This window comes from Photorhabdus thracensis (genome assembly GCF_001010285.1).
GTDB classification, from domain to species: Bacteria; Pseudomonadota; Gammaproteobacteria; order Enterobacterales; family Enterobacteriaceae; genus Photorhabdus; species Photorhabdus temperata.
This window is the reverse complement of sequence record NZ_CP011104.1, coordinates 1979258-1999630: the sequence shown is the minus strand read 5'-3', so window position 1 is coordinate 1999630 and position 20373 is coordinate 1979258. Positions and strand designations below refer to the sequence as shown.

The following is a 20373-nucleotide window of genomic DNA, read 5'->3' as shown; positions in this document are numbered from 1 at the left end:
AATTCCTTTTGGGATAGGTTCTAATACTACAGCCGTACTTACTTTTTTCAACAGAAAAGACACTCATAGAAAAGCTTAATTCATGCGGTTTCTCAGAGTGGTGAGCATCAAGGAAAATGCAACTTTCTGGTATCTACGGCTGTAGTACTAAATCCGATCAAGAATTTAATGTTAATGAAAGTACTGTAAAGGTAGATGGAAAGGATGTCAGGTTCTTCACAGCTAAACCTCCAGGCCTGACTAAGGATAATGCCAAGAGTAATACTGTGGTGTTAGTGCATGGTACAAGCGGAAATACAACGCTGCATTTCAGTCATCTATTTCCACTACTTGCCACAAAACACGCCGTTATATCACTGGATTTTTCTCAACCAGTGAAAGCGGGCGAAATTCTTACTCCTGAACATCTTGGAAAACAGGTCGAAGCCGTTATTGAAACAGCGGCTCCAGGGGAATCTGTCACACTGATAGGTTATTCTCTAGGCTCCGTCGTTGCTGCTTCTGTCGCCGCTAAACGCCCGGATCTGGTTCGTAATTTGGTTCTACTCGCAGGATGGCTGAAAACAGATTTACAGATGGAAAGACTTGTTGCTGTCTGGCGTCATTTATATGAGACCAACTCACCGGTTATTACCGAATTTGTTATGTATTGTGCTGGTGGTGTCCCTAGTCATGTGGATATGTTTCCAGACCCACCGCCAACCGGATTTGAAAATATCAATCCGGGGGAATTCGATATATTGCAACTAGACCTTGATGCCCGAGTTGATATCACTCAGATCGCTCCTGCGATAAAAGCCACAACGCTGATTATTGGCTGTACACACGATAAAATAACACCCACCTACCATAGCAAAGCACTTCTCGGCGCAATCCCGGACGCACGCTATATAGAGATAGAAGCCGGGCACGCTGTCATTTATGAACGCCCTGCCCAGTTAATGTTAGTTATTGACCAGTTCTGCGCAGCACCTTCACTTTACCCTGCCGGGACCATTATTCCCGCTGACCAGATATAATCCCTTTTACGCTTTGGAGAGCTATTATGAATAAAAGTACACCAGACCATAATCCACAAGCAGATATATCGCAGGTCACAGATGCAGAGATTATTATCATCGGCGCAGGTTTTGCCGGCCTTGGTATGGGAGCCCAGCTTAAGCGCCGATCTCAGCACAATTTCCTCATTCTCGAACGTGCCGATGATGTAGGAGGCGCCTGGCGCGATAATACTTATCCCGGTGTAGCTTGTGACGTCCCCTCACACCTTTATTCTTACTCATTTCGCCCCAATCCTGACTGGTCTCATGTTTTTTCACCAGGGAATGAAATATTCACCTATCTTCAGGATACAGCCAGGGATGAAGGGCTACTGCCTCATATCCACTTTGGCGCCAACGTTGAAAAAGCCTATTGGGATAACCAAAAAGAGCGCTGGATAATTATCACCACCGCAGGTGTTTTCAGTGGGCGGTTCTTGATAACAGGCACCGGGCATTTAACAGATGCAAATCTTCCACAGATCGAAGGTTTGAGCAGCTTTACTGGGGAAGTTTTTCATTCAGCCTGCTGGAAACATGATGTCTCTCTTCAAGGTAAGCGGGTAGGTATTATCGGATCGGGTGCTTCAGCAACTCAGATAGTGCCTGAAGTGGCGCAAAGTGTCTCTGAACTTGTTGTTTTCCAGCGAAACCCATCCTACATCATTCCACGTCCTGACCGAAGCTATTCAGATAGTGAAAAACAGCGTTTCCGGCGCGATCCAGAGTCTATTCCCGCTCTTCGTTCAGATATATTCTGGCACTTTGAATCTCTGTATCCGGCCCGTCGTTCTATTCCGCAATATCTTGCAGAATTCAAACGCATAGCCTCAGATCATCTTAAACGACAAATCCCCGATCCGGAATTACGTGCAAAACTCACCCCCAGCTATGAAGCGGGTTGTAAAAGGCTTGTGATTGCAAGCAATTATTATCCTACGTTTCTACGAGATAACGTTAAACTCGAAGCATCAGCCTTGAAGTGCGTAGATGGACAAAATGCAGTTTCGGTGGCCGGCAACAGTTATCCACTTGATGTGTTGATCTTCTGTACTGGTTTTCAAACCACCCAGCCACCTTATGCCCGCCTGGTTCATGGCCGTGATGGTCTTAGCCTTGCGGATCAGTGGGCCCAAGGTATGGAAGCATTTGCATCAACCACTGCTACAGGTTTTCCAAACCTATTTATTATCAACGGACCGAATGCGACGCTTACTCATAACTCAATGATTTATATGATTGAGTCTCAAATAGAGTACATTCTCGGTGGTATTGAATACAGCAGGAAAAATAACAACTGCGTACTTGAGGTTTCTCCCGAAGCTCAACATCGTTATGTAACCGAATTACAAGAGCAGATTAATGGCACAGTATGGGTTGGAGATAATTGTACAAGCTGGTACCGTGATTCCCGAAATAAGCGTTTAACACTGATATGGCCTGATTTTGCTCACACCTTCAGACAGCACAATAGCAAATTTGATCCTGCTCCTTATCTGTCTCATACGACAACCGAAATCACTAATCCATAAGCTTTAAGCAGCAATTGGATATTCATTCTGTGAGACGGCAAGGGAGAGAACTTGTCTCCCTTGCCGATGCCAACAATCGCTTTAGAATGGTTTGGTCGGCAAATACTTCCCGTCAAGGGTAATCACGGCACGGGAACCGCCATTAGGATCATCAACCTTTTTGATATCAAGTTTGAAATCAATCGCGCTGATAATGCCGTCACCAAACTGCTCATGGACCAGCGCCTTTAACGTTGAACCATAAACTTGCACCATTTCGTAGAATCGATAAATAGTCGGATCAGTCGGTACACCTCCTGGGATGCTACCGCGCACAGGGATAGTTTGCAGCAGAATGAAAGCATTCTCATCAAGTTCAAGCCGGTCAACTACCATCCTCGCAGCGTCGGCAGGCAATGGATGCTGACCTAGCAGCGCAGCGGTAACGAATGCGAGACTCAGGCCAGTTCCTTGTGCGATATCTTCAAACGTCAAATTCTTGCGTGTTTTGGCGTCGATGATAGCATCGGTAAGGATCTGGCGGGGAGTTTGGGAATATTGAGATTGTATCATAATGATTTCCTTTGGATTAATGGGCTATTAAATGCCATGGTGAAACATGGATTGCGTTGCAGAAACATGCTGATGGATGAAGAATGAACGAATTTATCTATAGCGTCAAAGATCGGATTACTATCATTTCTATAGTATTTACCAATAGTTGACATGCTCGGGAAGCCCTTATAGTCTTCACTCCATCGTGGCCGATAAGACAGGTGACAGGTGACAGGTGAAGAATGAACGAACTTTTCTATAGTTTTAAAGATCGGGCATTCATTATTTCCATATTATTTTCAAATGGTTAATTGATATGCTGTTACGACATATTCGTTATTTGCTGGCAGTTTCCGAACATCAGAACTTCACTCGCGCCGCAGAGGAGCTTCACATCTCGCAGCCGACCCTATCGCAACAAATCAGGCAACTTGAGGAGTCACTGCATGTGCAGTTATTCGACCGATCAGGAAGGAGTGTACGACTCACCGACGCTGGCGAGGTGTACACAAGTTATGCCCGCCGTGCATTGCAAGATTTGAATGCTGGGCAGCGTGCGATTCACGATGTACAGGATTTAAGCCGTGGATTGCTCAGGCTCGCAATGACGCCCACCTTCACGACTTACTTCATCGGCCATTGGGTAGAGCGTTTCAACGCACACTATCCGGGAATTGCCTTGAATATCAAGGAAATGACGCAAGATCAGATAGAAGCGGCTTTAGCGGAGAACCAGCTCGATCTCGGCATCGCGTTCTCTGAGGTGCGATCCCCCGACATTGATAGCGAGCCATTGTTCATTGAAACACTCAGTCTGATCGTTGGTCAATCGCATCGATTCATCGGTCAACAAACATCATTGACAGCGAAGATGCTGGAACATGAAGGATTAGCGCTATTAAGCAAAGACTTTGCAACGCGAAGCCATATCGATTCGTACTTCCAGAAACAGGGGATCACGCCGCGCATTGCAATTGAGGCTAACTCAATTAGCGCAATCGTAGAGATTGTCCGCCGGGGGCGACTCGCGGCTTTATTACCTGATGTCATAGCCCACGAGCAGGCCGGGCTCTATTCCATTGCCATTCAACCTCCGTTGCCGCAGCGCAATGCCGTGCTGTTGTGGCGCAGCGGGGCGTATCGAAGCGCTGCGAGTCAGGCATTTGCCAATCTGATCACGCACCGTTTCGATGTACACCAGGAAAGTGATCATTTCTGATAAACAGAAAACACCGTGCGCTTGGTGGCTGCCGAATTAGGACAGCCAATCTATAAGTTTGCTTCTAATGTAATCAGATGAAAGACGCTCCTGCTCTAAACGTGAAGAGTGGAACCGGCCAGAGATGAGATCATTAAACAACCTTGCTTCATCTTCATTTAGCGATGAAGGACTGGATTCAACTGGATTTGGTTCAGGAACCATTCTATCTTCATGAACTTTAACGGTTTCAACATCCATCATCAGGGATTCAATATCCACAAACTTGTCTCTGGCGTCACTGAGAATCGACAAGCCCCAGGTATCAATATCTCCCCAATACCCTACACGCTTGCCTTTTAACCATGCCGCATCCATCCAGGCAATGTTTTTCCCTCCTCCTATCACCGCTATCGTGTCAGGCATGTCGGGCAACGCCAAACCAGACTGTAAGTTTTCGACGACTAATATATTCGATGCCGGAAGTTCGTGCTGTTTAAGTAATTCACCCGGTATTTGAAGTATCGGAATTCCACCAAGCGCGGCCATCGCAGTATGGCAAAGCGGTCTGATAGTTAACCAGCCCTTGGGATTTGTTAAACAACCCAACCAAGCAGTAAGACCACCAAATGCTGAAACGGCACCTTTGTGAATCACATCGGTCAGCTCTTCTATCAGGATTTGGTGGTTCTCAAGAAACTTAGTATCAATACCAATGAGGGGTAATGCTCTTAAATATTGTCCTTCCCCCAAACCTTGCTTTAATTGTGGGAGCAGCTTTGCCAATAATTCCGCATCTTTCAGAGAGAGTTTTTCCACAATATCTATACATTTAACCAATGCAGGATAGAGATCTTTATCAATCCGCAAGAATGGCTTCATATTTCTTTCCCATACCTTACTTCGGGAAAGGGCATCATTCCCTAAAAATTGAATCAAATGTTGCATCGATTCAATAACAACAAAAGCCGGGATTCGCTGCTCAGACAACTCCCGGAAATTTTTAGAAGACCACTCCACATGGTCTTGATAGGGAAATGATTTCCACTCATCAACAAACCGCTGAAAATGAACCATATCTGATATGGCAGAACTGCCTCTAGGGGGTTTTAAACCAACGCGAACAGGGAATGCTCTGCTGCCCAGTAATCGAGCCCTTAGTGAGGAAAGATTATCCCACTCACGTTGCCTAATGAGATTCTTAACCTGCGCCGGTAATAACCCCCAGCGCCCCCCATTCAGCTCTCTTTTCATATCAGTTTCTCAAGTTCGATACCTAAACCAGAAGCCTCAGCTGCTAACTTTTTCTCCTTCTCTTCCCCCATTCTCCGGTCAATTTCTTCCCAGGTGACTTCACATAAATGGCTGTCGTGGTTTTCCTGATCTCTTTCCGCAATGAGCAACGAGCGGGCCGATTCTCTCGCCAAATTCAGGTTTTTATAAGGTGTAATCAAATTAACGTGAATATGCAGTTCCCTAAACACCCTAAGCACACGCCGACTTACTGTTTCGGCCGTATTCGAGAACGCTTCATCCAGGAAAACAGTACAGTAGACGGGTCGATCATAGCCATTAGGCGTCAAAACATAGGCCAAACTTGCTGCGACAATAGTTGCCGCAAAAGACTCTTTTTCCCCACCGGACTTTCCACTGGATGACTCCAATACATCACGAATCTCACCCGTATTGATATCCAATTCTTCGGCATAAAATGACATCTGATAACGGGGATCAAGCAGCCTTAAACTTTCCAATGTATTTGAAGAACCTGGCGCACTTGCTTTCCCAAGGATCTCAACTACCTTAGCCAACTGACGGAACCGTGCTTCATGGTCATCACTGGTTACCTGACTAAGCACCTTACGCAGATGCTGTTCAAACTCATTAACATGCGGGAATTTCTCCCTCTTTGAACCCAGCTTTAAATGTGTACCTGATCGAAACTCTGTACGCTTGAGGACCCGGTTAATAATGTCAATCCGCTCAAGGATATCTTCCCGTTCAGATTCAAGCTTAGTTTTAATCCGCGCCAGCGACTGCGTTGCATGCTTATTCAAACGTTCAATAAACTGCTCCACAAGGTTGGGAAGCCCTTCCTCTTCCAGTTGTCGTAAATGATTAAGATAATCAGGTAAGCTGCCAATATCACTTTGCCAGTCAACCGTGAAGACTTGCCATTTATCATTAGACCTGAACGAAACCATAATGCTGATGGCTGATCTTTCCGCTCTGTCTTTATTGTTCCGCCTAGAATCTAATAGACGATCCAACTCTTCTTCAACTTTCGACACCAATTCAGCCATCCGGCTTAAATCGTTTGTATTAAGCACGCCTACCCGAATCGCAAGTAACTGCCTGGCTGAATCAGGTAATCCTTTCTCCGCTTTTGCCCGCGCTTTATTCCATTCTTCTTGTGCATTTCTCAGCGTATTTTTAACGCCACCAGAATCAGAGTTGAGTTGATTTAATGCCGATTGAATTTGAGCCAATTGCTCTTTAGCCAATTCCCAACGTTCTCTGGCCTTATCAAGATCACCGCCTGACTGTTCTAACACCTTAAGGTCAGTCTGCAAATCAGAAAACTTTTCGTGCCAGTAAGGAGCATTAATATCATCCCAACGGTAACTTTGGAGCTTCTCCCAAAGTATTTTACGATCAGAAACAGCATTCAAATCCTGACGGGCCTGGCTCACCTTTTTTCCGGTTTCCTCCAGTTTCAAACCTAAATCTTTTTTATCGTTATTAAGAATGGCTAAACGTGATTTGTTTGAAAAGCCCAGACACCAGCGTCTTCTATCATCTATCCGGTGCTGATCTTTTTTCTCAAAGCGCCCCTTATCCATGTGCATTAACCCCTGTTGTGTCATCGAAAACGGGGTTTGATCCAATTCTTCCGTATTCGAAACACATTGCAGGTCAAATCTCTGCAAGTGACGCTTGAGCCACTCCCGATAAGGGTGAGTGCGCCATACCAGCTTCCTTAAATAACCATCAGGCTTAAACTCCGCCGATTGACCCTGGTTAGTCTCAGCATTATTCACAACTTGAACACGTACATGTAAACCCGTATGCCGGGCGTTTAACCAGCGAGTCACCATCGAATAACAATGATGTGGCACAGCCAGTGTTGTTCGTAACCCGCCTAACGCCCTCTCTATCGCGCCTTGCCATATCTTTTCATGATCTTCGACGTCGATAAGCTCACCGATAAATACACATTGGTCTTTACTTAATTCTAAGGAATTAACCAGCTCATCCCGCAATTGCTGATATTTCACATCAATATTAGAATCCGGCCTTGCCTCAATTTCCCGAATTTCCTGAGAGATATCATGGATATTTGCTTGCAACTCACTGAATTTGGCACTGATGGTGGCAAACCTGTCCTGATACTCCTCTTCGTCTCGCTGAATACTGGCAAGCCTGGCTGATGCTTCGGATTGATTTTTGAGAAATACAGCCTCCTCTAATACAGAAGGAAGAGCCAGCTCGTTGGCATGAGTTTGATATTGTGATGAGTTCCTGACCACCCGATTCAATTGATCTTGGGTATGACCCATCTCTTTTCGAAGCGATTCTATTTTATCCCCGCCAAACTGAAGATATTCCTCATGTCTTCGTTCAACCAGCTTATCCGCATCGACTTTCTGCCCTTCAGCTTGCTTAATTTTGAGGGATAGTGCTTCAAGTTCAGCCTCAATATCGGCAATTTTCTCACTCCACAATTGTGCGAAGATTTCCCCAAAGTAGACCGGAAGACTATTTCTTTCGACCGTTAGCGCCTCAAATTCTTTCGTCGTTTTTTCGATAATTGAGCTGAGTTCGGGTAACCTGGATAAGTGCACCTGTTGTGCTCTTGCATCCACTAATTGACTATGAATCGCCACCAGATCAGCAAACTCTTCCACTACCTTTTTGGCATCATCTTTGACTGTACTCGGTTCAAGTACCAATTCACGAATCAACCCGGTTAAATCATCAATTTTTTTCAGGCCCAACGCCCGCGACAACAGTGCAGGCGCATTCTTATTGTCCATATACAGAAGCTTTCGGTACAACTCCTGATAATCGGAAAAATTATCATCACAGCATGTCATTGCCGGGTCATCACGGAGCCATTGCTTGAATGATCGGGCATTACCATCCCCAAAGGCATCAAGCATTTCCTTAAGAGTCAGGTCTCTCTTAGCGACAACATAAACTCGCGTCACGTCCGCCAGCACATTCGTCGATTTAGTGATCCAGAAAAGTGCCGCAAGTGTGATTTTTGAACCATCATCACCCTGATATAACGCTCTAAGCCCAGTCACCACGCCAGATTCACGCTTACTTCTGACTCTCGTACCCGCTCCATCATGAGCAGATCCAAAACTTCCCCGCATATAAGAAAGTAAAGTCCGGTCAGAACGATCACCCTGCGCCGCAGCCACATTAAAGGTTGCCTTTCCGGCAGGAAGGAGCAAAGCCATAAGACCATCAATAAACGTCGATTTTCCCGCGCCGTTATCCCCAGTGACCAAAGTTCCCATAGGATCGATCAACGCGGTATGCAAGCCGTTAAATGACCCCCAATTATAAACTGAAAGTTCGGCTAATCTGATTTGACCAACATGAAATAATGAATCAGCCGAAAGAGTTTGATCAGTCATTTTCATCTCCTGTTTCCTCCTCTTCGTCTTGATAATCAACAGCGTTGCTGCCGTTTTTATTTAGCTCAATACCCTTCTCGCCCGCCATTTTCAGGTATTCATTCAGCATATTCTCGAGAAATTCAGCACTAACTACGTAACGGATCACCGGTGTAATCTCGAAGCGATCCTCACTTCCCCGCACCGAACTCAATATTTTTTTCGTCACCATTTTCTCAAGAGCACCCTTGAGTTTTCTCCGATCAGATTTAGTACTGTTTGTCAGCGGTAAAAACGGTGTCAGATGGGATTCTATACGCTCGATATCAATGATAATCCTTTGCTCGCCGGATGTTTCCCGATCTTGGTAGTGTTTGCGCAGCACTAACAGCAACAACGTATCGTATAAAGAGAGCGTCCTTCGGCTAATCAGAGAGACAACCTCTTCACCATCTATGCCCAATGATTCAGTATCTTCCTCATTTTGAAAGCCGGCTATAAAGGCGACACCCGCTTTCTCATCTAAAACCAGCTTCAAATAGACTTCTGACAGATGTTTGCGTACAGCACATTGGTATCGACAAAGCGATTCAAACAACTTGGCTTTCTGCGAAGACAATATAACGCCCTGACGCAGCAAGCTAACCAGCACCCGGCGTGCATCAGGCGGCATACCACTGTTTGAGCTTTCAGGGTGATCATTGACTAATACATCATCAACTTCAACGGATGAACTTTTATTGGCAGCGACAGCAGATTCAACAACGGATGTGCCTGTAAGCGGGTTATACTCTAATTGAGTATGATGTTTTATCAACTGATCAAAAAACCCTGTTTGCTGCTCTTTCTGAGGATCTGAATCAGATTTCCCAAGGGTTGCGCGGGTGCCACGATCTTTATTCAACTTTTTGCCTTTATGCATTCCAACCCTCATACTATGAGACTATAGCCACTTTCTATTCACCATTACAGAACCAATTCATCCAAACTGTCTGGAAACAGGTCGGCACTCAGAAGAAAAGTGGGGATAGACACCCGCAAGCGAACGCCCTGTTTGTCACTAATTTCAATTGATTCCTTCTCTTCCAATGATGCAGCCCCGACAGATTTCGCAACCCGCAAATAGGCAACTAACTCCTCCAACCCTGAATTAAGCGGGTGATAATGTGCAATAGATGCAATCGTCATTGGACCAAACTCTTTTAACGTTACTAACGCCTTCTCAGCGATCAATCGAATTTGAACAGCATCAAGGCAATCCAGCATCTGTATACTCGGTTCTCGAGAGTTAAGCTGTTCTTCAACACCTGAGGTATCCAGCTTTTCATCGGGTGATTTAAGGAGCATGCTTTCGGGAGAGCTAATACTTGCCGCCCCAACGGGCAATGAAAGAGCTGTTGTTGTTTGCAAGTCGCAATCCGCATTCTTCAATTCAACAGCGAGTCGTTCCAATTGACCAAGCAATCTATCAACAGCACGATTTTCTTGAGCAGTGCCACTCTCTATGTAAGCACGCAAGCTCTCTTCCGTTCTTCGCCTGATTTGAAAAACTCTGTCACTCTCGCGGCTCAATTCTCGCATGAGCTGACTCAAGAATTGCCGTTGCTGGGTCGTTAAGTATTCTGCGACCGGACGATTTAAAATGCTTCGAAGCTGATCCCGCAGCTCCATAGTTCTATTTTGATCACATAACAAATCAAAAAAGCTTTCAAACGCACTACCGGCATCTGTTTTAGCCAACAACGCTTCTTTCTCTAAAACAGCAAGAAGGATATCTCCTCTGGTGGAGTCTCCCTCAATAATTTGAATACGAATTTCCTGATCCAACCGACGAATTTCATCTTCAACCCGGCGAAAATCACCCGTTAAAACAGAAGCCAACTGGTAGATTTCACGAATTCTTTCCCGCTGCTCAACCTCGGTCAGCTCGGTTACAACACCTGCCCTCAGGGCATCAATCTCTCTCTGAATTTCGGATTTTCTATCTTCCAAAAGCGTGACACGCTCATCGACATTTGGGCTAATCGCCACCGCAAAGTCCCTGACCGCTTCCTGAACAATTCGAAGATGAGACGCAGTAGTTCCTGAACTGCGCTCGTCAAGCCCCTGACTAAATCGGAGCGCAATTTCACTGGCATCCGTTTTTGTTAATGTGTCATCCATCTCACGCAACCAGCCTTCCCGAATCCATTTATTGAGATACGTGCCGGCACCTGTTTCCGTTTCCCAAAGACCAAGTTCACGACAACGTACCAACTCTGCATCGAGTGACACGCGGGCACGACTAAAAGGGACTTCACTATCCTCCGAAAATAACTCCCCCAAAAATGCCAAAATTAAAGGGGAATTATCCGCTCTTAACAGTTTCCAGGCCGCACTTTCCTGAAATAAACGGCGGTATTTTGCCTGTAACCCTTGGAAGTTCAACTTGCCTCCCTCTGTGTGATTATGAGTAAAAAGCAATTAAATGAGTACTGGCCCGTCACCACTCTTTCCAAAAAGCCACCACTAAGAATTTTGTATAATTCACAATCAAATAAAAACCATATCATCATGTTTTTTATTATGTCAACGCCTGTCATTAACTCTTGTAATTATTATGCGCTGTGATCAGAGAAAGAATTAAGATGATAAACAATGTCTCAATTATCATCAGCAAGGGAAGCGGCGGGAGTACCCCTTCGAAGTTAAAGATGGGCGGTCTGGACAGACCGCCCCGATGCAAACAGTGGAAAATTCCTGTGCGTTACTTCCTGCGGACAGGCAAACCAGTACCGCGAACGCCACCTTGTGGTAAAACCAGCACCACTACCGACCAGGCCGGCAACGTAACAGCGCCATCTTTTGCTATTTTGATACCGGCCGCCAGCGAAGTGTTGCCCAGCTCGCTTTGAATATCATTCAACTTCAATCCCTTGACATTAAGATCTTTCACCGTAGCAACCCATGGTGCAGCATTGATCATCACCACCAAGCCGTCAAACCGCAAATCACGGTCATCATCGGTGGTATTACCATCATCTATCGTCATCACCAGTAATCCAATTTGCTGATTCGGCCCGACATTACGAAAATCGACACGTTGCTTAACCGATGCACCATCACCGAGCGTCATCAGAGGTGAAAATTGACGCAGGCGCAACAGTTCCTGATAAAAAGCTGTCATCTGCAATAACTCAGTTTGGCCTGGTTTATCCACTACGTTTTTCACTCGTTCAATCAATGCATAATTTCCACCATCATTACGCAGGCCCGGCATACCAACATCATAGTTGTTGTCCTGGTAAGTGTAGCTGACACGGTTAAACCAATCGCCGGCATTATAGGAATCACGGGTAAAAGACTTAGAACGCAGTAGTTCCGATCCATGTTGGGCGAAGGCCAGTCCCTGCCCAAGGAATGTAGTAGCGAGGGATATTGCCTGCATGCGAACCCTGGTTGCCAGATCCGCCTCACGTGCCGCTTTGTAGCTGATTAGGTCCCATAACGTTTGATTATCGTGTTTGGATACATAATTGATCACCTCAATCGGATCAGCAGCATAACCGGCTATAGCCCCTTTGTAGTCAATTTCTCTGCCGGTTTTCACCGCCCCATCTTTATCGATCAACACGAAATCAGCCAGATTGCCCGCCATACCCAAACGTACCAGATCCGCCAGATGACGCACCTCATTAGCATTTAACCAAGTCTGTTCGTTAGGTAACGTTCCAGCACCATTACCCACTCCCTGGTTAATACGAATGCTGTCAGCAGAATCGAACGGTCCACCACCCTGTACTGCATCACGCAATCGATCGGAGAAAGTACCAATCCCGGTGCCCTTAAGATTAATCTGTGAAGCCATCTCGAAACGATCGTCCTGCCCGGAATTCCAACCTTCACCGAAGAAGTAGACCGATGGGTTAATCGCACGTACTTTTGCCAGCGCCGATAACATCTGTGCCTTAGGATGAAAGCCCATTAAGTCAAATCGGAATGCGTCGATCTTATAGTCCTTAACCCAGGTAACCAATGAGTCTTCGATCAGTTTAGCGAACATGCGGTGCTCTGGCGCCGTATCGTGGCAACAGGTGTTGGACTCAACATTACCACTGATTTCATTCAGGCGATGATAGTACCAAGGAACTATCTTATCCAACACGGAAGATCTGTCTGTTGGGCCCGCAGCATTGGTGTGATTGTACGCTACGTCCATGACCACATTCATTCCCAGTTGCTGTTTGATAGCCTGAATCATGGCGCGAAACTCTTTTATACGTACCGAACCTTCCGCATCTGTGGCATAAGAGCCTTCCGGTACTGAGTAATGGAACGGATCATAGCCCCAGTTGTAGGAGTCGGTTTCCGCAATCATTGCATTCAACTCTTGTACCTGCGGGTTATCGGCATTGTCACCACTCAGCAATTCCTGTAACACTTCACCTACGGTTTGTGAACTATTACAGTAATCAGCAAAGCGACTCTTTCTCACCATAGGGTTGACCTGACATAAGCGACTGAATGGGTGGTTAAGATCAGCTACTTGGTCGCTGAATTCATTAACGGAAGCCAAATCAAATACCGGCAACAGCTCCATATGAGTGACTCCGGCCTGACTCAATGCCTTAAGATGCTTGAACATATCGCTGTTGTTAGCGGTCAGAGCCAGATATTTACCACGCCAGGCTTCTGGCACCGTGCTATCTGCAACGGAGAGATCACGGACATGAGCTTCATATATGGCCATGCGCGCAATGTCCGCCGGTGTACTTTGTGAACGCGGCATAATCAAGCTATCCCAGTTTTGTGGTTTCAGTGCCTCATCATCTAGGTTGATTACCTGGCTGTATTCCGAATTGGTGGACAGGCTGTGGGAATAGGGATCGGTGACCTCATAGTGCTCCACATTGCGGGAACGTGGATGGTACACCGTTAGAGCATAGCGATAGTAAGCACCAACCAGTTCTTTATCTCCTTGCCATGACCAAGCGCCACTAGCAGGATCACGGTTCATTGGATGGTTGGCGATTATCTGTTTATCTGTATCGTAGATAACCAGCCCGACATTCTGAGCAGTAGGCGCCCACAAGCGGAAGGTCACACCTGCATCGCTGATCAGCGCACCATATTCCAACTTCTCAGCTGCATCAGCAAAACGGTCATCTAGCACTCCGACAGTTTGTACCTGAGTCGCCGATAATAACAAACCTTCTTTATTAGTCGCCAACACGACCAGATCACCGGTGAGTAATGTCTCGATATCCGTGTCTTCTGGCAGACGGAACGCTGTTAAATTCTTCAAGTGTGGAAATCGATCAGCTGTTTTCTGGCTCAGGGTAGTCGGTGTTAATGCCAGATAACTATCAGTAAAGTTTCCTTGGTCATTGGCTACGACTTTGCTCCGGCTATGATATAAACGGACATAAGGCTTATCTGCTCCGCCTGACCACAACAGTGTCTGATTGTCGACCCAATGTGCCGAAGCCTGGGAAACACCGAACACAGATTCAAAGGCTTCCGCCCGACTACTATAGATTTGATTACTGCCGGGTATCACAGAAATGGTACGGTTACTGAAATCGGAGAAGGAAATTCTTAGGTCACTGTCGATCAATTTAGTGTTGTTGCCATCACGCACGATAAAATTAATACAACCCTCGTTTTTGTTTAACGGCACAACCCAGTAAGGGCCATAACTATCGCTGCCCGTAGGAATTGCACTGAAATCATTCCAGCTCAATGAGGGAGAAGCCAAGGAATCACAGTTTTTATCGTTCCATAGATAAAGCGTGTTAGTGCTGTAGTCATGATTTGTTGTCGGACTTTGACTTAATTTAGCAATGTCCACCAGATGGATCACGGCCTGTAAATCACCAGCACGGGCGGCTTCACCCGGTATTTTGATAGGGAGATGTGCTATCGGCTCTTGCGGGGTATTGGATGAAGAACCATTGTTATCACAGCCAGCCAGTAAAACAAATGTACTGCTTAATAGGGCCCGGTAAGCCTGTTTAACGAAGTGAGCTACCATAATCAAACCTTTTAATAGTAAAAAATTAGCGACGATATTATTGTTAATTCAATGAAACGGAAATATTAAATAATGCCTAGAATAACGCAGCATCCTCCTAATTTTGATACTGATAGGGAGTAGGAGTCAGGAGGAGATACTTTTTCGTGATATCGCGCACAATAATTATGTAATAACCTTTTATTACATAAGGTTCGTTTGAGTTTATTTGTATTATGCCATCTACTACAGTGCAAAAATAATATCTGGCACATTGATTGTTATTTTTATGTACTTTCACAAACTTTATTATTTCTGCAAAAAAGCATTTATTGTGATGCAGAATTATGGACTGTTATAAATAAGATTCCAAAATAGCGCTACATCTTATACTACTCATAATTCTATATATAACAATGGGTTGAAGAAGGCCATGTGTAGCAAAATTATGAAATGTTATTTATTTTTCCTAATCCTGAATTTCTCTCTTATGTTAGATATAAGTGTAACTTGTTACAGGCTCCACACCTGTGTAAAAACATATACCAATAATATAAAAATTTATGAAATCGCTATTTTTAAATAGAGCCAAGGCTAAATAAAGCCTATTTACCACAAATAAAAACAATTAGAGACAATAAGTTAAATAAGTTTTCATAATTATGCTCCACTTCCAACCAGCCCTTGTGTACCAAGATATACAGCCTTTTCATCCAAGTGGTCTGTAGAATCAATGAGATAGGCTACAGAACCAATGTTGTTCAAAAAGAAAACAAAAGGCATAGGTGTATCAGTATTATGGAAAGCTATTTAAATTATTGTCTCTGTGCAGAGATACGACGATGAAAGATATTAAACCTAAATTCTATATTTTACATATCAACATAACGAATATTATAGTCATCAGTAGAAATATAGATTTAATTCACCATTATCGTTATCCCTACATACTTTATTAATTATTATGACTGAGACAACTCCGATGAAATTTTTTGAATTGCATCAAAAGCACACTGTTGGTCTAAAGAACCACTTGGGGCACCACCAATACCAATCGCACCAATCACTTCATCACCAGATTTAACCGGAACACCACCACCTAATAATAGGAAACCGGGGATATGCACCAGATTTTGAGCGCCAAGATTTGATTGTGCAGATTTCATTACTTCATCTGACGTTCTTTGGGTAGATAATGCAGTATAAGCTTTCATTTTGCTCGCTTCAACGGTATGTAAACCCGCTTTATCCATACTCTGAACCACTTTCACAACCCCACTTTTATCAACAACAGAAACCGTCACGTTATAATTATTCGATTTACAGGATTGAATTGCCTCAGAGGCTAATTTATTTGCTAACTCAAGCGAAATATTACGTTCAGTAATTATTGATGTAGCAAAAGCCGTTTGTGCGAATAAACCTGTCGCCAGGATAGTACAAAGAAGAGAACGTTTCATAGATAAACCTCATTAAGTTGGTAAATTATTCCCCTCTAACTTAATGAGATTTATAGACTGTATCTATTAGGTTGATTACTTATCCTGCTTAGTATAAATACTTAGCCATAAGATAATGACTTAAATAGTTCATACTCTTTTACTAATTGTGGTAAAGAGTGTATATCCAATTTATGAAATATATTAGCCCGATGAGCTTCAATTGTCCGTGGAGATAATGCCAGTTGTTGAGCAATTTGCTTACTGGTTTTACCCTCCAGGATAATTGCCATCACCTCGTTTTCACGCTCAGATAACTGGCTGAATTTAGCTTTCAACTGCTCATATATCTGACGTTGCTTAAATATTTTCTGATGAAGTGATAATGCACTTGAAACTGTTTCAATCAATAAATCTGCATCAATAGGTTTAGTTAAAAATTCAAAGGCGCCGTTTTTAAAAGCACGACGACAAATGTCAATATTTCCGTGTCCTGTCATAATAATCACCGGCAATGTATTGTTGAGCTTTAGAAGTTCATCCTGTAACGTCAATCCAGGTTTTCCCGGCATACGAATATCCAATAAAATACATCCCTGAAGCGCTGAAATATTTGTCTTATCAATTTCATCAAGAAATTCTTGAGCGCCAGGAAATGAAATTACCGACCAATTCATTGTTTCTAACAACATAGATATTGAATCACGAATCGCTTCATCATCATCAATGAGATAAATCACTGCTGCCATTACTCCTCCTTACCTTTATTGACGGGTAACCAAATAATAAAACGAGCACCACCGGTTTCGCTATTTTCGGCACGAATATCACCACCAAGTTTCTGAATTAATGTCTCCGTTAAAGTCATTCCTAATCCTATTCCCTGCTGGCGTGTTGTAAAGAATGGAATAAAGATGTTTTTCAAAACCTCATCACTTAATCCTGGTCCACTATCTGCAATCACGACTTTTATCATTTCGTCAGCGTAGGTGATATCAATGCAGATCCAATTCTGATTGTTTGTGTGATCTTGTTGCGCCTGAATTGCATTACTGATTAAATTATGGAATATCTGTTCTACCCATAATGGTTCGGCGAATATCATTGGCAAATCATCACAAATATGTTTGATGATCTTTATCTTCCCGGCTTTTATTTCATTTTCGAGCAATATTTCAACACGACCTAATATCGATAGAATATTTACAGCCTGTAATACAATACTACCCGTCGTCAACTTTTGACGGTATTGTGTTAATAAATTTGCGATGCGTTGAGTTTGCAGGATTGATGAGTCCAGTATTGAAGTGATTTTATCATATTGCTGCTTTTTCATTAGCCGCAGTGCAGTTTGATTATAACTCATAATCGCCGTCAAAGGCTGGTTTAACTCATGAACGATACCCGTTGCCACTTCATCCATGGTATTCAAACGGGTGAATTCAAAGAAATGTGCCCGTAAATCAGAAATTTGCCTTAATCTCTTATTCTTCTGAATTAAAAAGATAAAACAGATAATCACCGCCCATAAGAAACTGAGACAAGTAATATAACCCCACGGCAGTTGCAACCATTGTTGATTGTTACTGGCTTTAAGCACGAAAGGCTGAAAACGACTGGTCAGCTTTTTCTCCCAGTTCCAAAAATACTGCTCTTTCTCCGGCCCATGTGTAATCAATGGCCGGTTATTCCAATCCAGTTGTACCCAGCGAAATTGTGACAATAATGATAATTTCTTCATAAGGATATTGAGATCAATCAATAACCGGATACTGTTGTTCGTACTATTAAGCCAATATCTCCCATCTCCCTCTTCACCAGGGCTAACGCATGATCATTTTTTATCCATAAGATGACGAATTAACCGTACAAAATAAGCCACGCTTTATTCTTGTTGCAATCTTATCTGTTTACCGTTATTTATCCACAACTTCCCGTAATAATGGCCTTATTTATGACTCAGAAAGCCCTGTTTGACTACCTCGAAGCCTTACCTGACCCACGTCAACAAGCAAAATGTTCTCATGTGCTATCTGAGGTCATTTTTATGGCACTTTGTGCCATGATGTGTGGTTTTGATACCTGGTCCGAAATTGCGCTCTTTGCTCAGGAACGCGAAAAATGGTTTAAGCGTTGGTTAACCCTGGCAAATGGGGTTCCCTCACATGACACTTTTAACCGGATTTTTGCCATTATGCCAGCCAGTACCCTGCAATCATTGTTTCAGGAATGGGTGGATCATATTTTGAAAAAGGAAGGTCTTTCAGGGCAACTGGCGGTTGACGGTAAGGCGTTAAGGGCAACAGCAAAAGGTCGGGGAGCTAATCGTATCCATACCGTCAATGTCTGGTCAACTGAACTGGGACTCTGCCTTGGGCAACAAAAAGTGGAGAAAAAATCCAATGAAATAAAAGCCATTCCTGAACTTCTCCAATTATTGGCGCTGGAAGGATGTCTTGTGAGCATTGATGCTGCGGGAACGCAAACAAAAATCGCCGAGATTATTCTGGAAAAATCCGCGGATTATTTGCTGGCAGTCAAAGATAATCAGCCGACACTGGCCGCTGAAGTCAGCGCGCAATTTCACGCTTTTTGGGCGAATACGCCAAAAGATCTTGCCGGCCCCTCTTTCTACGAACAATTTGATAATCAGCATGGTCGCCAGGAACATCGCCGATGCTGGCAATTCCCTGTTGGTGAGCAGATGCCCATTTGTCAGAAATGGAAAGCAAAGACGATAATAGCAGTCCAATCTGAACGGACAGAAAAAGGACGTGGGCATGATTTTGTCCGATTTTATATCAGTAGCCAGCCAATGAATGCGGAGAAAGCCTTGCAAGCAACACGCTCTCACTGGTCGGTGGAGAATCATTTACACTGGTCACTTGATGTTGCGTTTCGAGAGGATAAACTCCAGGCCCGGATAGGATTTGCCGGTGAAAATTTAGCTGTACTCAGAAAATGGATTTTGAATATGCTGAAACAGAATAAATCCCGTAAGTTAAGCATGGAAAATAAACGCAGGCTCTGTTGTTTAAATGATGATTATTTATTCGAATCCTTGAGTTTGTTTATATAATGAGCTTTGATGCGTTAGCCCTGCCCTCTTCACTGATTACAGGGAATATTAATACATTGACTGGAATCTCCTGTAATCCGATGATTTGCGGAAAATTTTCCTGTAACTGCTCTAATCCGATATTAGCATCCATTAGCGATACAATGGCATCATGCTGTGCAAGCTTTTCACTCAATTCCCGATAAAGGATATTAAATGAAACAGTTTGTTGTTGATAATTTTGCTCTAATGAATGATTAATCATTCCCCAGGCCGTTAAGATTGTTAACACGATCCACGCAAAAAAATGCCACATATGATTACCGAAAGGATATATTTCATGATGTTAAGATGTAGTAAGAATATATAAATGAAACAACTATCAGAGCAAACAAATTCAGGGTGAATTGGATTTTAGATAACGTTTGTAATTTAGTGTCACATAAAATTCATTACAGTGTAATTATTTCATCAAAACATTCCTCAAAATAAGTAGTTGACTACGGTAATATTAAATTCCAGCTTTTTCATTTTTCCCGAGCATTTTTCAGCCATTAATAAAATAATTTCGATAAATGAATACTGGATAAGCGTTTACGGCAGTTTTTACTAAGGCTCTTAATATCATGTCAAATTTCCTGAATAATTTAAGACAATCATTTAGCAAATCGACTAAATGAGATGATTTTCGCTCCCTTAGGCATTCCTCAGCACCCGAAAAAATACTGATATTTATCAATTAGTTAAATAAAACTCCACAATTATTCCATATTTGACCAGAAAAAACACTTTACAATCGATAGTGATAATTATTATCATTCGTATCGCTTTCAGATGAACCGCCTTCAGGGTAAGGATGAAAGCACGACATTGCTCACATTGCTTCCAGTGTTTACTTTAGCCAGCCGAGTGCTGGCTTTTTTTTATTGATCAATCCGGTTATTATATTTTC

14 protein-coding genes are annotated in these 20373 nt (G+C 43.5%); 4 read left to right on the top strand and 10 right to left on the bottom strand.

Annotated features, from left to right (window positions below):
* The first annotated feature begins 116 nt into the window (after positions 1-116).
* Positions 117-1019: an alpha/beta fold hydrolase gene (locus tag VY86_RS08495; RefSeq protein ID WP_052760799.1), complete on the top strand. Its 903-nt coding sequence runs from the start codon at positions 117-119 to the stop codon at positions 1017-1019.
* Positions 1020-1045: 26 nt separating this feature from the next.
* Complete coding sequence (locus VY86_RS08490) at positions 1046-2572, top strand: flavin-containing monooxygenase (RefSeq protein WP_046974635.1); 1527 nt, start codon at positions 1046-1048, stop codon at positions 2570-2572.
* Between the two features lie 81 nt (positions 2573-2653).
* Here VY86_RS08490 and cynS read toward each other — a convergent pair whose 3' ends face one another.
* Positions 2654-3124, bottom strand: a complete 471-nt coding sequence (gene cynS, locus VY86_RS08485) for a cyanase (protein ID WP_046974634.1) — start codon at positions 3122-3124, stop codon at positions 2654-2656.
* Between the two features lie 298 nt (positions 3125-3422).
* Here cynS and cynR point away from each other — a divergent pair, with 298 nt between their 5' ends.
* The gene (gene cynR / locus VY86_RS08480; RefSeq protein WP_046974633.1) at positions 3423-4325 is read left to right on the top strand and encodes a transcriptional regulator CynR; all 903 of its coding nucleotides are present in this window, start codon (positions 3423-3425) and stop codon (positions 4323-4325) included.
* Positions 4326-4361: 36 nt separating this feature from the next.
* Here cynR and VY86_RS08475 read toward each other — a convergent pair whose 3' ends face one another.
* The 8 genes from VY86_RS08475 to VY86_RS08440 form a co-directional block, all read right to left on the bottom strand.
* Entirely contained in the window at positions 4362-5558 is a 1197-nt protein-coding gene (locus tag VY86_RS08475) for a DUF3322 domain-containing protein (RefSeq protein ID WP_046974632.1), read from the bottom strand.
* Entirely contained in the window at positions 5555-8953 is a 3399-nt protein-coding gene (locus VY86_RS08470) for an ATP-binding protein (protein ID WP_046974631.1), read from the bottom strand. The genes VY86_RS08475 and VY86_RS08470 overlap by 4 nt, the downstream gene beginning before the upstream one ends.
* Entirely contained in the window at positions 8946-9854 is a 909-nt protein-coding gene (locus VY86_RS08465; RefSeq protein ID WP_052760798.1) for a DUF4194 domain-containing protein, read from the bottom strand. Before VY86_RS08465 ends, VY86_RS08470 begins: the two co-directional genes overlap by 8 nt.
* Positions 9855-9898: 44 nt before the next feature.
* Positions 9899-11359 (bottom strand): DUF3375 domain-containing protein, encoded by a 1461-nt coding sequence (locus tag VY86_RS08460; protein WP_046974630.1) that lies wholly within the window; start codon positions 11357-11359, stop codon positions 9899-9901.
* Positions 11360-11678: 319 nt separating this feature from the next.
* Complete coding sequence (pulA, locus tag VY86_RS08455; protein WP_046974629.1) at positions 11679-14945, bottom strand: pullulanase-type alpha-1,6-glucosidase; 3267 nt, start codon at positions 14943-14945, stop codon at positions 11679-11681.
* Between the two features lie 941 nt (positions 14946-15886).
* A complete protein-coding gene (locus VY86_RS08450) occupies positions 15887-16384 on the bottom strand; it encodes a GlcG/HbpS family heme-binding protein (RefSeq protein ID WP_046974628.1) in 498 nt (165 codons plus the stop codon).
* 101 nt (positions 16385-16485) lie between these two features.
* A complete protein-coding gene (locus VY86_RS08445) occupies positions 16486-17112 on the bottom strand; it encodes a response regulator transcription factor (RefSeq protein WP_046974627.1) in 627 nt (208 codons plus the stop codon).
* The gene (locus VY86_RS08440) at positions 17112-18086 is read right to left on the bottom strand and encodes a sensor histidine kinase (protein WP_238591599.1); all 975 of its coding nucleotides are present in this window, start codon (positions 18084-18086) and stop codon (positions 17112-17114) included. The genes VY86_RS08445 and VY86_RS08440 overlap by 1 nt, the downstream gene beginning before the upstream one ends.
* A 231-nt stretch (positions 18087-18317) precedes the next feature.
* Between VY86_RS08440 and VY86_RS08435 the strand changes: the two genes are divergently transcribed.
* Entirely contained in the window at positions 18318-19442 is a 1125-nt protein-coding gene (locus tag VY86_RS08435; protein ID WP_046973730.1) for an ISAs1 family transposase, read from the top strand.
* Here VY86_RS08435 and VY86_RS08430 read toward each other — a convergent pair.
* Positions 19435-19713 carry a hypothetical protein gene (locus VY86_RS08430; RefSeq protein ID WP_238591598.1) on the bottom strand — a complete coding sequence of 93 codons (279 nt, stop codon included), beginning with the start codon at positions 19711-19713 and terminating at the stop codon, positions 19435-19437. The two genes, VY86_RS08435 and VY86_RS08430, sit on opposite strands and share 8 nt — an antisense overlap.
* Positions 19714-20373 lie beyond the last annotated feature (660 nt).

Coding starts and splice junctions, on each gene's coding strand:
- VY86_RS08495 (WP_052760799.1), top strand. CDS start 117: ATGCAACTTTCTGGTATCTACGGCTGTAGTACTAAATCCGATCAAGAA.
- VY86_RS08490 (WP_046974635.1), top strand. CDS start 1,046: ATGAATAAAAGTACACCAGACCATAATCCACAAGCAGATATATCGCAG.
- cynS (WP_046974634.1), bottom strand. CDS start 3,124: ATGATACAATCTCAATATTCCCAAACTCCCCGCCAGATCCTTACCGAT.
- cynR (WP_046974633.1), top strand. CDS start 3,423: ATGCTGTTACGACATATTCGTTATTTGCTGGCAGTTTCCGAACATCAG.
- VY86_RS08475 (WP_046974632.1), bottom strand. CDS start 5,558: ATGAAAAGAGAGCTGAATGGGGGGCGCTGGGGGTTATTACCGGCGCAG.
- VY86_RS08470 (WP_046974631.1), bottom strand. CDS start 8,953: ATGACTGATCAAACTCTTTCGGCTGATTCATTATTTCATGTTGGTCAA.
- VY86_RS08465 (WP_052760798.1), bottom strand. CDS start 9,854: ATGCATAAAGGCAAAAAGTTGAATAAAGATCGTGGCACCCGCGCAACC.
- pulA (WP_046974629.1), bottom strand. CDS start 14,945: ATGGTAGCTCACTTCGTTAAACAGGCTTACCGGGCCCTATTAAGCAGT.
- VY86_RS08450 (WP_046974628.1), bottom strand. CDS start 16,384: ATGAAACGTTCTCTTCTTTGTACTATCCTGGCGACAGGTTTATTCGCA.
- VY86_RS08445 (WP_046974627.1), bottom strand. CDS start 17,112: ATGGCAGCAGTGATTTATCTCATTGATGATGATGAAGCGATTCGTGAT.
- VY86_RS08435 (WP_046973730.1), top strand. CDS start 18,318: ATGACTCAGAAAGCCCTGTTTGACTACCTCGAAGCCTTACCTGACCCA.